Origin of the sequence: Citrobacter sp. Cf088 (genome assembly GCF_030334295.1) — a bacterium.
GTDB lineage: Bacteria > Pseudomonadota > Gammaproteobacteria > Enterobacterales > Enterobacteriaceae > Citrobacter > Citrobacter freundii.
This window is the reverse complement of the sequence record NZ_JAOWEE010000044.1, coordinates 81,065-94,372: the sequence shown is the minus strand read 5'-3', so window position 1 is coordinate 94,372 and position 13,308 is coordinate 81,065. Positions and strand designations below refer to the sequence as shown.

At 48.0% G+C, this 13,308-nt stretch carries 11 protein-coding genes and 1 tRNA gene; 7 read left to right on the top strand and 5 right to left on the bottom strand.

The window, feature by feature from the left end:
• Nucleotides 1-70: 70 nt before the first annotated feature.
• The 3 genes from appC to cbdX are packed head-to-tail and all read left to right on the top strand — an operon-like array spanning nt 71 to nt 2,866.
• Nucleotides 71-1,615: a cytochrome bd-II oxidase subunit 1 gene (gene appC / locus OGV71_RS08835; protein ID WP_008321019.1), complete on the top strand. Its 1,545-nt coding sequence runs from the start codon at nt 71-73 to the stop codon at nt 1,613-1,615.
• Between the two features lie 11 nt (nt 1,616-1,626).
• Nucleotides 1,627-2,763, top strand: a complete 1,137-nt coding sequence (gene appB / locus OGV71_RS08830) for a cytochrome d ubiquinol oxidase subunit II (protein WP_204584039.1) — start codon at nt 1,627-1,629, stop codon at nt 2,761-2,763.
• Between the two features lie 13 nt (nt 2,764-2,776).
• Nucleotides 2,777-2,866, top strand: coding sequence for a cytochrome bd-II oxidase subunit CbdX (gene cbdX, locus OGV71_RS08825; RefSeq protein ID WP_003838732.1), 90 nt, complete (start codon nt 2,777-2,779; stop codon nt 2,864-2,866).
• Nucleotides 2,867-2,918: 52 nt separating this feature from the next.
• On the opposite strand, the gene OGV71_RS08820 is transcribed toward cbdX, so the two are convergent.
• Nucleotides 2,919-3,632, bottom strand: coding sequence for a GNAT family N-acetyltransferase (locus OGV71_RS08820; protein ID WP_204584041.1), 714 nt, complete (start codon nt 3,630-3,632; stop codon nt 2,919-2,921).
• Between the two features lie 192 nt (nt 3,633-3,824).
• Nucleotides 3,825-5,294: a MocR-like pyridoxine biosynthesis transcription factor PdxR gene (gene pdxR / locus OGV71_RS08815; RefSeq protein WP_204584043.1), complete on the bottom strand. Its 1,470-nt coding sequence runs from the start codon at nt 5,292-5,294 to the stop codon at nt 3,825-3,827.
• Between the two features lie 123 nt (nt 5,295-5,417).
• Here pdxR and OGV71_RS08810 point away from each other — a divergent pair, with 123 nt between their 5' ends.
• The 4 genes from OGV71_RS08810 (at nt 5,418) to OGV71_RS08795 (ending at nt 9,838) form a co-directional block, all read left to right on the top strand.
• A complete protein-coding gene (locus OGV71_RS08810; RefSeq protein ID WP_204584045.1) occupies nt 5,418-5,867 on the top strand; it encodes a GNAT family N-acetyltransferase in 450 nt (149 codons plus the stop codon).
• A gap of 167 nt (nt 5,868-6,034) precedes the next feature.
• Nucleotides 6,035-7,039, top strand: a complete 1,005-nt coding sequence (locus OGV71_RS08805) for a LacI family DNA-binding transcriptional regulator (protein WP_003838740.1) — start codon at nt 6,035-6,037, stop codon at nt 7,037-7,039.
• 153 nt (nt 7,040-7,192) lie between these two features.
• Nucleotides 7,193-8,644 carry a Na+/H+ antiporter NhaC gene (gene nhaC / locus OGV71_RS08800; protein WP_204584047.1) on the top strand — a complete coding sequence of 484 codons (1,452 nt, stop codon included), beginning with the start codon at nt 7,193-7,195 and terminating at the stop codon, nt 8,642-8,644.
• 12 nt (nt 8,645-8,656) lie between these two features.
• Complete coding sequence (locus OGV71_RS08795; RefSeq protein WP_204584049.1) at nt 8,657-9,838, top strand: MalY/PatB family protein; 1,182 nt, start codon at nt 8,657-8,659, stop codon at nt 9,836-9,838.
• A 165-nt stretch (nt 9,839-10,003) separates the two neighbouring features.
• Here OGV71_RS08795 and OGV71_RS08790 read toward each other — a convergent pair whose 3' ends face one another.
• The 3 genes from OGV71_RS08790 to proA form a co-directional block, all read right to left on the bottom strand.
• Complete coding sequence (locus OGV71_RS08790; protein WP_204584051.1) at nt 10,004-11,482, bottom strand: hypothetical protein; 1,479 nt, start codon at nt 11,480-11,482, stop codon at nt 10,004-10,006.
• A 378-nt stretch (nt 11,483-11,860) separates the two neighbouring features.
• Nucleotides 11,861-11,936: transfer RNA gene (locus OGV71_RS08785), tRNA-Thr, on the bottom strand.
• Between the two features lie 114 nt (nt 11,937-12,050).
• Nucleotides 12,051-13,304 (bottom strand): glutamate-5-semialdehyde dehydrogenase, encoded by a 1,254-nt coding sequence (gene proA / locus OGV71_RS08780; RefSeq protein ID WP_071696411.1) that lies wholly within the window; start codon nt 13,302-13,304, stop codon nt 12,051-12,053.
• Nucleotides 13,305-13,308: the final 4 nt, after the last annotated feature.

The following is a 13,308-nucleotide window of genomic DNA, read 5'->3' as shown; positions in this document are numbered from 1 at the left end:
ATGCTTTTATGCTGCGGGTCTGGCGTTTTCTTCCTTATCTATTCACTCTCTAATGCCTGATGGAGTTCGCATGTGGGACGTCATTGACTTATCGCGTTGGCAGTTTGCGCTGACCGCGCTGTACCATTTTCTGTTTGTTCCCCTGACGCTGGGGCTAATTTTTATGCTGGCCATCATGGAAACCATTTATGTGGTGACCGGCAAAACAGTCTACCGCGACATGACGCGTTTCTGGGGCAAGTTATTCGGGATTAACTTTGCGCTCGGCGTGGCAACCGGCCTGACCATGGAGTTTCAGTTCGGTACTAACTGGTCGCTCTATTCTAACTATGTGGGCGATATTTTTGGCGCGCCTCTGGCAATGGAAGCCCTGCTGGCCTTCTTCCTCGAATCCACGTTCGTTGGTCTGTTCTTCTTCGGCTGGCAACGCTTAACCAAATACCAACACCTGATGGTCACCTGGCTGGTCGCGTTTGGTTCCAATATCTCGGCCCTGTGGATCCTCAACGCCAACGGCTGGATGCAATATCCAACCGGCGCTCACTTTAATATTGATACCCTACGTATGGAGATGAGCAGCTTTAGCGAGCTGGTCTTTAACCCCATCAGCCAGGTGAAATTTGTGCATACCGTGATGTCCGGTTATGTCACCGGCGCCATGTTTGTGATGTCCATCAGCGCCTGGTATTTACTGCGCGGTCGCAATCGCGAGTTCGCCCGGCGTTCCTTCGCGGTGGGTTCCGTTTTTGGCACGCTGGCTATCCTCGGCACTCTACAACTGGGTGATAGCTCAGCCTATGAGGTTGCCCAACGCCAGCCGGTAAAACTGGCGGCAATGGAAGGCGAATGGCAAACCGAACCGGCACCCGCGCCCTTTCATGTCATCGCCTGGCCGCAGCAGGAGCAAGAACGTAACGCCTTTGCTGTGAAGATACCGGCTCTGCTGGGCATCCTGGCCACGCACTCTTTAGACACGCCGGTTCCGGGGCTGAAAAATCTGATGGAGGATGCTCTTCCCCGCCTGCAACGAGGTCGGGAAGCGTGGCTGCTGATGCAGGAAATCGCCAAAGGTAACCGCACGCCTCAGGTACTGAACGCTTTTCACGCTGTGGAGAAAGATCTGGGTTACGGCATCCTGCTGGCGAACTACGCGCCTGATATGAACCATGTCACTCCGGAGCAATATCAGGCCGCGCAACGCGGTGCGATCCCGCAAGTAGCACCGGTATTCTGGAGTTTTCGCATCATGATTGCATGCGGTTCACTTCTGCTGCTGGTGATGGCGATTGCGCTGATACAGACCTTACGCTGGCGTATCGACCAGCATCGCTGGGTACTGCACATGACGCTGTGGAGCTTGCCGCTACCGTGGATTGCCATTGAAGCCGGCTGGTTTATGACGGAGTTTGGCCGCCAGCCGTGGGCGATTCAGGATATTTTGCCGACCTGGTACGCCCACTCCGCGTTAAGCGCAGGCCAACTGGCCTTCTCCATGGGGCTAATTCTCACGCTTTACACCTTGTTTTTAATTGCCGAAGTCTACCTGATGCAGAAATACGCGCGCCTTGGCCCGGATGCAATGCATAACCAACAACCAGCGCAACAACAGGGATAAAGGAGATAATCATGTTGGATTATGAAACGTTGCGGCTCATCTGGTGGCTGCTGATTGGCATCATCCTGGTGGCATTTATGGTCACCGACGGGTTTGATATGGGGGTTGGCTGCCTGTTGCCGCTGATCGCGCGTAACGATGATGAGCGTCGGGTACTAATCAATAGCGTCGGAGCGCACTGGGAAGGTAACCAGGTGTGGCTCATTCTGGCGGGCGGTGCATTATTCGCGGCCTGGCCGCGGGTCTATGCCGCGGCATTTTCAGGGTTTTATGTGGCGATGATTCTGGTGCTGTGCGCCCTTTTCTTTCGCCCGTTGGCCTTTGATTATCGTGGAAAAATAGCCAATGCACGCTGGCGCGCCATGTGGGACACCGGGTTGGTGATTGGCAGTCTGGTCCCTCCAGTTATTTTCGGCGTCGCGTTCGGCAACCTTTTTTTGGGCGTGCCTTTTATCTTCACTCCACAGCTTCATGTGCAATACCTGGGCACCTTCTGGCAGTTACTCTCACCCTTTGCCCTGCTGTGCGGCGCATTAAGCCTGATGCTGGTTATTCTGCAAGGGGGCGTGTGGCTCCAGTTGAAGACCGACGGCATTCTTCACCAACGTGCACTGTCTGCTACCCGCCGCAGCGCGATGCTGGTCGTGCTCTGCTTTCTGTTAGCCGGTTACTGGCTATGGACGGGGATCGATGGCTATGTGTTGCTAAGCCAGGATCCTAATGGTCCTTCCAACCCGCTATTAAAAGCAGTAACTACCTCGCAGGGCGCGTGGATGGCGCACTTTTATCAGTCACCACTGCTGTTAATTATTCCGCTGCTTGGCATGATTTTCCCGATGCTCGCGATCTATGCCTGCGGACAACGTCGGGCCGTATGGGGATTTTTGTTTGCTTCACTGGGCCAGGCCTGCGTGATCTTCACCGCTGGAATCACCCTGTTTCCGTTTGTGATGCCTTCAAGCGCGTATCCGCTCTCCAGCCTGACGGTGTGGGACAGCACCTCCAGCCAGATGACACTCAGTATCATGCTGGTTATTGTGCTGATTTTTCTACCGATCGTTCTGCTTTATACCGTGTGGAGTTATTACAAAATGCTCGGGCGCATCAATGTAGAAACGATCCGCCGCCACAACCACGAACTTTATTAAGGAGGACTGTACGATGTGGTATCTGTTTTGGTTTGTCGGCATTCTGCTGATGTGCGGACTCTCCACGCTGGCGCTGGTCTGGCTTGAGTCGCGGCAGAGATAATTCTACACGGGCGCTACGCTTTCTGACTCCCCGGTTTATTCGGGGAGCTTTTTTATCCCCTTTCCATCAGCTCGCCAAGACGCCTAATCTGCCGTCCCTGATTATCGAAATTACGCTCATCGAGCCACATATCGTAGGCCGGTCGAAGTGACGGGTACTCACCGTCAATGATTGAGTACCATGCGGTATCTCGATTACGCCCCCGCGTGACGACAGCCTGACGAAATATGCCTTCAAAACTGAAGCCAAAACGCTCCGCCGCCCCACGGGAAGGAGCATTGAGAGCATCGCATTTCCATTCAAAACGGCGATAGCCCAGATCCTCAAAAACGTACTTTAAAAGCAATGAGATGACTTCTGTTGAGATTCGCGAACGTTTTATGCGTACGGAGTAGGAAACATGGCCAACTTCGATCACGCCATTTGAGGGATCAATCCGCATCAGTGCAAACGTACCAACAGGTTTCATACTGGTTAAATCGATCACCGCAAAATGCATCGGATCGGTCTGTTCTTCCATCTTTTTTACATAATCCAGGAAGGTATCGAAGGTCTCAAAAGGCCCGACCGCCAGATATGTCCAGTCACGACAATCGCTTGCTTCGCTGTACGCTTCATACAACTCTTTTGCATGGCGTTCGGCGTTAATACGTTCAAGCTTACAATAGCGACCTGTAATTTGCTGAGCCTGTGGAAAGGGTGCGCCTTTCCAGTCAGACAAAGTCATACCAACGGGTTGATGAAATTGATTAAAGATGCCCGACATATCCATACCTCTTACAAAACAGGGCTAAACCAGCGCAGAGTATGATCAAACTGGGCAGTCCAAAAGAACCACAATGCGTGTTTTTAACAGATCCACACTATTTAATTGTACAAAAAACAGGCACAATATTTTTACACGTAGCAAAAGAAACGTATTTACTGCATTAATGCTAAGAGCTGAATAAATTATAAGTTAAATAACCTGAGCCAGACGGCGAATCCCATCAACAATTGCCTCTACCGGATGATTTGCAAAACCAATCAAAATCCCCTGTCGTGAGACATCGCTCTGGTAATAACGACTTAGTGATAGTATTCCCATCCCTAGTAATCTGGCTTTCTCTTCAACTTCACTCCCAGCCATCCCATTTTGCAACCAACATACGATATGAACGCCAGAGTCTGAAGGTTGAATAATCATTTTATCTGCAAGATAGTATTGAATAGCATTGACCAACGCAGTTCTTCTTTCATAGCATGCTTTGCGAATTCGACGCACATGACTGGCATAGTGCCCCTCCTCAATAAAATTTGCCATTACTGCTTGTTCAAGATAGCTGGTACCGAGATCGGAATAATATTTGGTCACCATAATCTGTTCTTGTAAACCCGGCGGAACAACTAAAAAACCTAAACGGAATTCCGGGTACATCATTTTAGAAAATGTTCCGGCATAGATTACGCGTTGATTCTGATCTAATCCTTGCAGAGCTTGTAAAGAACGGTCGGCATAACGGAACTCACTATTATAATCATCTTCAAATATCCATGCCTGATTCGACTTCGCCCATTCCAGCAACTCAAAACGCCGGGATAAACTCAACGTTCCACTTAATGGATATTGATCCGACGGAACGACATAGGCCAGCTTAGCGTCAGGAAAATGATCAATACCATAGCGGACGTTCATTCCTTCGCTATCTACCGGTACCGGCCTCACCATAGCACCAACAGACATGAAGGTTCCGCGGGCGCCTTTGTAACCCGGGTCGTCCAGCCAAACGTCATTTCCTGCCGACAGCAATGCTCGTGCAGTAATGTTCAATGCCTGCTGAATACCATTTACGATGATTATTTGATCTTCGTTACAGTTCACTCCACGCGTTGTTTTAATGTAGCGGCAAACCGCTTTTCTCAAAGGAAGGTACCCGCAAGGATGAGTGTGAGCTCCCAGTTGATGCCGGGATTGTCTCCAGACTCGTTGCAGTAGCTTTCCCCATAACGCATGCGGGAAGAGATCCGTACACCCGACACCAACCGCAAATAGACGGTTCATGCAGCGCCCTTCATACTCATTTGACCATAAATCGCGAGCAGGATTATTTCGGCTGTGAACCTGATCATCAGGTGATACGACGTCCCCCAACGCCATCTCTGGATAGCTATTGCTGATACTCCGATCCGGAATATTATGTGAGACATATGTTCCAGACCCTTTACGAGTCAGGATATACCCTTCATCTAATAGCCGGTCATAACCGGCGATCGCTGAGTTTCGTGAAATTGACATCATTTCGGACAACGCCCTGGTTGACGGCATTTTTGTTCCTGGCGGCAATCGCCCTTCGAGGATGTGATCGCGGAGGATGTGGTAAACCTGCTCCTTAACCGCACCTTTTCCTAAAACAAATCCTTGAAATAAAGGCGCATTGTTTTTCTTCATTGTATTAACCTTTATACTAAAGTGGATCCTATCAATATATCGAAAGTGTCTCTTTACGAGAGTTTATAAAATTCTTAGTATCATCATACTAACACATTACTCGTATAAAATATCAGGATATATATGATTAACATGAATGCCGTTACTATTGAAAGTGCAGAACAAAAAGACTACGCCAGCTGGCTTCCTTTATGGATAAACTATCAAACATTTTACCGCACTATAATTTCAGATGAAGTAACAAAATTAACGTGGGAGCGTTTCTTTATCCCGAGCGAACCTGTTTATTGTGCTGTTGCAAAATATGATGGGAAAATAGTGGGACTGGTTCATTATCTCTTTCACCGCTCAACCTGGGCAGAATCAAACTATTGCTATCTCGAAGATTTATTTGTTAGCGAAGTTGTACGCGGCCAACACATCGGTAAACAACTTATCGAATATGTCCAACAACAAGCCAAAAAACATCACGCGTCAAGATTATACTGGCATACGCATGAAACCAATCTCCGTGGGCAACGTCTGTATGACTGGGTGGCCAAAAAGAGCGGGATGATCGAATATCGCATGTAAGTGTAATAATACTCAGGATAGTATTGAATAATTAAACACTAAAAATAAGCCTCTGAGTATATCTACTCAGAGGATGTATCGGTGACAAATCCCCCCAACCTGAATAAGATAAGGAAAAAAACCAGCGATAAGCAAATTCTTAAGAATTAAAAAGGTAAAGAGCCAGCATGGCAACGATAAAGGATGTTGCAGAGTTAGCGGGAGTGTCCACCGCAACAGTTTCACGTGTTATTAATCAAACCGCATGGGTTGAACCCGTGACGCGTGAACGTGTTGAAAAAGCCATGCGCGAACTGAACTATCATCGCAATGCCGCCGCTATTGCATTAGCGAAACGCAGCGGTGACATGCTCGGGTTATTGACCGGCAATCTTGCCGATCCCTTTTTTGCCAGGCTTGCACGAGGCGTGGAAGAAGTATCACGCCAGCAGCAATTTCGGCTGATGGTATGCAGCGGTGGCCACGATGAAGGAATGGAAAAATCAGGACTCGATTTCCTGATAAACCAGGGCTGTGAAGCTATTGTAGTCCATGCCAGTAGACTGTCTGAAAAGGAACTGTTGCGATATGCCGCTCATTTTCCTGCCATGGTGGTCGTAAATCGCTATATTGCAGGGATGGCCAATCGCTGCGTGTGGCTGGAAAATAGTCAAGCAGCTAAAACAGCCACGCTACACCTCCTGGAGCAAGGACACCGTTGTATTGCCTGCGTGACAAGTGACTTACCGATTATCGATCGCCGTGAGCGGCTGGAAGGTTATCGCCAGGCGCTGGCTGAATATGGTATTACGCCAGATAAAAATTGGGTGATTAGCGTGCCCTTTAATGAAGAAGGTGGCGAACGCGCTGCACATCAGCTGCTTAATTGCGGCATTCCTTTCACCGCAGCGGTGACGTTTAATGATGTGATGGCCGCCGGGATTATGCGCATCCTCCATCAGCAGGGAATTACACTTCCGCAACAGCTTTCGATCGTTGGATTTGATGATGTGGTGATGGCCCGCTATCTCTACCCTGCACTCACAACAATGCATTATCCCGTTGAGCGCATGGCTCGCTGCGCTTCGCAGCTGGCGATACAGCTTTTTAAGGGCGCAACTCAGCGTCCCAGCGTGAATAGTTTCACTGCAGAGCTGGTGATCCGCGATTCTGTTCTTCCCCCCTCTCTCTGAAATCAATGCGTAAATCGTCAAGCCCCTGAGTTGTGATCGACTTCAAATTTAGCGCCCTCATGTAATCGCTTACATGAGGGCTAATGAACGATCACAGTCAGACAAAAGAGTGTTCTCTACTCTTGAGCGACCTTACAGACTGGAGATTCATGAATGAATGCCTCTCAAAATCAGAAAAAAGCACTCTCATTTGGACTGGCAGTGATCCCTATTTTAGCCATGCTACTGCTGTTAATTATTGGCTACGGCATCATGGGGCTACGTATTGAGCCTTTATTGCTTTGTTCTGCTGCAGTCGCCGCGGGCATGGCCTGGTGGCAAGGGTATTGCTGGGAAGACATCATTAATTCGGTGGTGGATAAACTCGCCAAAGCAATGCCGGTTATCATGATTCTTATCTGTGTTGGCGGCCTGATTGGTACATGGATGTTCAGCGGCACCATCCCTTACATGGTGTACTGGGGACTTAAACTCATCAGCCCCGAATACATTCTCATCGCCGCGTTCTTTTTGACCAGCGTCGTATCGGTGTGTACCGGAACCTCCTGGGGTTCCGCCGGAACGGTTGGCGTAGCGCTGATGGGGGTTGCCGCCGGACTGGATGTCTCATTGGCAGCAGCGGCAGGTGCCGTTGTTTCTGGCGCTTACTTCGGTGACAAGATATCGCCGCTGTCAGACTCCACCAACTTTGCGGCCATTGTCGCAGATACCACCCTTTTCGAGCATATCCAGCACTTATTGTGGACCACTATTCCCAGCTTTCTGCTTGCCGCCGTGGTTTATCTTATTGCGGGCCACAGCAATATGCTCGGCGAGGTCGCCACGCCGCAACGGGTTACCGATATTGTCAACGCTCTGGAGTCGCTATACCACTTCAATATCATTCTGATTTTGCCACCGGTTATTGTGTTGTGGGGCGCGATTCGTAAAAAGCCGGTCATTCCTTTAATGCTGAGCGCATGCGTATTAGCCCTGATTCTGGGCGTTGTCATGCAAGAACTCAGCATCAAGCAGGGGCTGGATGCCTTTATAGATGGGTTCAACATTACTATGTTCCCGCAAGGGAGTGAGGGCATTATTGCTGATGTTCCGCGCCTGCTGAACCGTGGCGGAATGTTCTCAATGATGAGCACTATTCTTCTGGTATTTTGCGCATTTTCTTTTGCCGGTGCCTTAACGTTAACGGGCGCACTCAACATTATCATTAACCGCTTACTGACGGTCATTCACAGCGTCGGTCAGTTAATTGCGGCAACCATTGGTACCACCCTTCTTGTTACCGGAGCGACAAGCGACGGCAAGCTGGCTCTTCTGGTTCCAGCTGAATTATTTAAAGACGCATACCGCCGCATGGGACTGGATACCAAAAATCTGTCCCGCACAATTGAAGACGCTGGCACCGTCATTGAGCCGTTGTTGCCATGGACCGCCGCCGGAGTTTATATGGCCACAACATTAGGAGTGAGCACACTGGATTTATTGCCATGGGCGATTCAGTGCTATGCCGCAATCTTCTTCGCCTTGATTTACGGCTTCACGGGAATCGGTATTGCGAAGGCGCCATCAGTGACAGAAACAGAAAAAAATATTACGGCAACAGAATAGGGAGAGCATGTAATGGATTTTAATAAGATTATCGATCGCCACGATACCGCATCGCTGAAATGGGACTTTATGGCGCGATATTTCGGCGAGGATACACATCAACTGTTGCCAATGTGGGTGTCTGATTTTGACTTTACTTGCCCGCCCGCTGTTCAGGAGGCTTTAACTCACCGCGTCGGGCACGGTATTTTTGGTTACAGCGAACGGCCACAAAGCTACTTTGATTCATTAATCTCATGGCTCTCAACCCGGCATCAGCTGGAAATCAAGCAAGAATGGATCTGCAGTATTGAAGGTGTTGTTCCGGGATTATCGCTACTCGTACAAATGCTGAGCCAACCCGGTGAAGGCGTAGTCGTTCAGGGGCCTTATTATGGCTCATTCGCTAAAATTATCTCTTTGAACGGCAGACAGTTGCTGGAAAATCCGTTGTATGAGGACCCGGCTACCGGTTATCAAATGGATTTTGCTCACCTGGAAATGTTATTCCGGACTGAACGTCCACCGTTGATGATTTTATGTAATCCGCATAACCCAACCGGCCGTTGTTGGTCTGCACAGGAGCTGGAACAGCTACTTACGCTGTGCGAAACCTATGATGTGACGTTGCTGTCTGATGAAATATGGGCAGATTTATTGCTTCCTGGAGAACAATTTACTTCAGTTCTGCATCTGGGAGAACGCTGGCATTCGCGTGTAATTTCAGCCACTTCAGCCAGTAAAACGTTTGGTTTGTCGACATTACGTATTGCTAATTTTCTGATACCGGCACCGGCATTGCGTGAACACTTTTTACGCCGTCTGGATGCACATGGGCTGGATGTATTCAATGCGCTATCCGTCGAAGCGAGTACGGCAGCATGGCAACATGGTGCACCATGGTTAGACGAGTTACTTGGCTATCTGGCTGAAAATCGACGCTGGTTTATTCAACAAATTGATGAACATCTCCCGTGGGCTCGGGTTGTTCCTTCCCAGGCAACTTATCTACTGTGGATAGATTGCGAAGCGCTTGGACTGGATGATGAGCAGCTCAAATGGGTAATGCTTGATGTTGCCGGTATTGCGCCTTCAATGGGAAATAGCTTTGGTCCTGCTGGAAAAGGTTTTATCCGCCTGAACATGGGATGTCCACGCGCCTACCTCGAAAAAGCGGTAGAGGGGTTGAAGCGTATTGCATTTACATCTTGCTAAATCTGCTCAGTAAACGAATCGGCCCTGGCGCAGGGCCGCTCGATATTATCAGCCATTTTAATGAAAAACCAAGTGATATAGTACCTGTTAGCCACCAACATACGGGGGAGTCTAAGCGCGTTTTTGCTATTACAAGCTAAAACGAGGATTCAGGCACTATTATTTTCATTCACTATCCTCTTGTTTCATTTTCATTAAAAAATGCAACACATTAGGATTATTATCCACGATATTTGTGAATTTCCCAAATAACCTTGAAGCATCTTTTTTTCGATTATGATTAACATACCAGGTATGGCATACACCGTATAACAATGCGCTTTTTAACTCAATGAATTCATCATCCATGCCTGGATGTTGGTAAAGAAAACTATCCGTATAATCTTCTATTTCTTTAATTTCATGAATTTGTTTAACTGGTATATCAAGCAGTGAATTACTGGTTTTGATCATTTCTAACATTGAATAAAAAATCGTAGGCGATTGGTTTTGAAGAAAAACCTGATTTTTAAATTCATCAATGATCTTTTCTTTTTCCTTAGTATCTTCGATAAAATATGTCAACTGCGCAAGGTGGCTCAATAAAGTCACATCATTTTCAGCATCATTAGTTAGTTTCCATTTATCATAACTATTTTTGACATAAGCGCGTTGAAAACTCTCCTTATCTGGATAAGGATAATACGGATGAAAGCTGAGTGCCTGCACTAAAAACCCAGCAGCGACGTCATCAGATAGTTCTGCACTATAAACATCTACGAAAGAAGCTGTCAGACCAGCCATCAAAAAGTTGAGCTCATCGTCTTTAAAAGGATATCTCCCTTTTAAATCAATGACCTCACTTCTTATCTTAACGACCAGGTTAGCCATACCAATAGCGTCCATTTCATCTTTTCGGGCACTTAGTGTACGGGCATTTATATCAATGAAGAGGATCTTAGCTATTATCTCTCGCTTTTGAGCATCAGTTAACTGTGATTGCGAAATAATTTTATCAAAAATCTGATTAAACCATCTACTCTCTAAATTAATGCTATGCGCATTGGGTGATAACAACTTCCCGTTCAAACTATAGTGGATTTTCTCTATTTTATTATCACGTGTAAACCCTACCAACGTTACGACTGAGCGAGAATTAGCTTCAGCCAAATTAATTATTTGCTGTTTAGAACGATGAGTCAAAAACAATGTCGGAAATTGCCAGTTCTCAACCGCAAACGGGGGCACAAATTGAAATGAAGGATTCTCTTTAGATGTGGCCCTTTTCCATGTCTCCTCCATCTGGTGAGTGATGTCATAAGCATTTTCATCTGTATTACTACTGTTCCCCCCCCCATCTTTTTCATTATAGAAGCCAGAAATGCTTATCTGTGCAAATTCAGGATATGGTTGGTAGAAAATCGCACAACCCATTGCAAAAAACAACACAAGCAATGAGAAACAACTCGACTTGTTGGGATAACGTCTTTTTTTTCGATGATAAATTAATGTAGTTATTAGAATGACAACAGAACCACATATGAAAGGAATCTTCCATTCATTCAGAAAAAACAAAAAAGAGGAAAATTTAAAAAAAATCAGTGCTGGCAATCCCAAAAAGGTGAGAATATTTCCGGAAAAAGTAGCAACGTCCTGGAATTTCATGAGGGGCCTATCTTCTGGTAGATATTGAAGATAGATTAAAAAATACAGCGCAAGATGACAAGGATTTCTGCCAATAAGTTTATGTTAGTCGATTGTTTTTTCTAGGTAAATGTTCTTATTCATGTAAAATCACCCCATCCCTAAGTAAAATTGTGGTTTTCATGTAATTCGGAGATAAAACCTCCGTTCGCAGAATGGCGAGGACCAGCGATTACACGTCTTACAAAACTCTCACTCTGCATTGTTCAACTCATTGAAACAAATATATTGATCATCAGTTGCTACAATTTCGTCACATCCACAACGCGCAAAATTGCACATTAGTGTTGAACAAAGCAAAACACTGCAATAGTAACTTAATGATTTTACGAAAAAAGATGGTGCCGATAATAGGAGTCGAACCTACGACCTTCGCATTACGAATGCGCTGCTCTACCAACTGAGCTATATCGGCCCTGAAAAGGATATGTCCACGAATGTGAACACGGGGTAGAAGGTTAAAACTAACCGGGCGACGCGTCAATGGCCTTGTGAATCAAACGCCTATTTTTGCATCACCCGGTTTCAATTACGCACGAATCGTGTCGTCGCCGAAGCCAACCCATTTGTATGTAGTCAGTGCTTCCAGCCCCATTGGACCACGCGCGTGCAGTTTTTGCGTACTTACCGCCACTTCCGCACCCAGTCCAAACTGGCCGCCATCGGTAAAACGCGTAGAAGCGTTAACGTACACAGCGGAAGAATCGACTTCATTCACAAAACGATCGGCGTTGCGTAGCGTACGCGTCAGGATCGCATCGGAATGCTGGGTACCATGCTCGCGGATGTGGGCGATGGCATCATCCAGACTGGTGACGATTTTCACGTTCAAATCCAGCGACAGAAACTCGTCGTCATACTCTTCAGCTTTCACCGCAACCACATTAGCAGGTCCTGCCTTCAATGTAGCCAGCGCCATTTCGTCTCCGTGCAGAGTGACGCCGCTTTGTGCCATCTGCTGGCTCAATGCTGGCAGAAAACGCGCGGCGATATCCTGATGCACCAGCAGAGTTTCTACGGTGTTGCAGGTGCTCGGACGCTGGGTTTTGGCGTTGACGATAATCTTCAGGGCCGGGGCGATCTCCGCGCTATCATCAACATAGATATGACATACGCCAATGCCGCCGGTGATGACCGGGATAGTCGACTGCTCACGACACAGCTTGTGCAGGCCCGCGCCACCGCGAGGGATCAGCATATCGATGTACTTATCCATCCGTAGCATCTCAGCGACCAGTGCGCGGTCCGGGTTATCAATCGACTGTACGGCAGCCGCGGGTAAACCGCAGGCTTCCAGCGCCTTTTGGATAACCGCTACGGTGGCGGCGTTCGTCCGGTAGGTCTCTTTCCCACCACGCAGGATCGCGGCATTGCCGGTTTTCAGGCACAGGGAGGCAACGTCAACGGTGACGTTTGGGCGCGCTTCATAAATTACGCCAATCACGCCCAGCGGGACGCGACGACGCTCCAGACGCAGACCGCTGTCCAGCAGCCCACCGTCAATCACCTGCCCGACCGGGTCGGCGAGATTACACACCTGGCGTACATCGTCAGCAATCGCTTTCAGACGCGCTGGCGTCAGAGCGAGGCGGTCGAGCATCGCATCGCTCAGGCCGTTGGCTCGCGCCTGCTCAACATCTTGTACGTTCGCGCTGAGGATGCTTTCGGTTTGCGCTTCCAGCTCATCAGCAATGGTTTCCAGTACGCGATTTTTTTCGCGACTGGAGAGCAGCGCCAGCTTATATGACGCGGCTTTGGCAGCAATGCCCATTTTTTCCAGCATATGC

Bases quoted from the DNA above. Each gene is read 5' to 3' on its own strand.
- appC (WP_008321019.1), top strand. From the start codon at position 71: ATGTGGGACGTCATTGACTTATCGCGTTGGCAGTTTGCGCTGACCGCG.
- appB (WP_204584039.1), top strand. From the start codon at position 1,627: ATGTTGGATTATGAAACGTTGCGGCTCATCTGGTGGCTGCTGATTGGC.
- proA (WP_071696411.1), bottom strand. From the start codon at position 13,304: ATGCTGGAAAAAATGGGCATTGCTGCCAAAGCCGCGTCATATAAGCTG.
- OGV71_RS08810 (WP_204584045.1), top strand. From the start codon at position 5,418: ATGATTAACATGAATGCCGTTACTATTGAAAGTGCAGAACAAAAAGAC.
- OGV71_RS08820 (WP_204584041.1), bottom strand. From the start codon at position 3,632: ATGTCGGGCATCTTTAATCAATTTCATCAACCCGTTGGTATGACTTTG.
- cbdX (WP_003838732.1), top strand. From the start codon at position 2,777: ATGTGGTATCTGTTTTGGTTTGTCGGCATTCTGCTGATGTGCGGACTC.
- OGV71_RS08795 (WP_204584049.1), top strand. From the start codon at position 8,657: ATGGATTTTAATAAGATTATCGATCGCCACGATACCGCATCGCTGAAA.
- OGV71_RS08790 (WP_204584051.1), bottom strand. From the start codon at position 11,482: ATGAAATTCCAGGACGTTGCTACTTTTTCCGGAAATATTCTCACCTTT.
- nhaC (WP_204584047.1), top strand. From the start codon at position 7,193: ATGAATGCCTCTCAAAATCAGAAAAAAGCACTCTCATTTGGACTGGCA.
- pdxR (WP_204584043.1), bottom strand. From the start codon at position 5,294: ATGAAGAAAAACAATGCGCCTTTATTTCAAGGATTTGTTTTAGGAAAA.
- OGV71_RS08805 (WP_003838740.1), top strand. From the start codon at position 6,035: ATGGCAACGATAAAGGATGTTGCAGAGTTAGCGGGAGTGTCCACCGCA.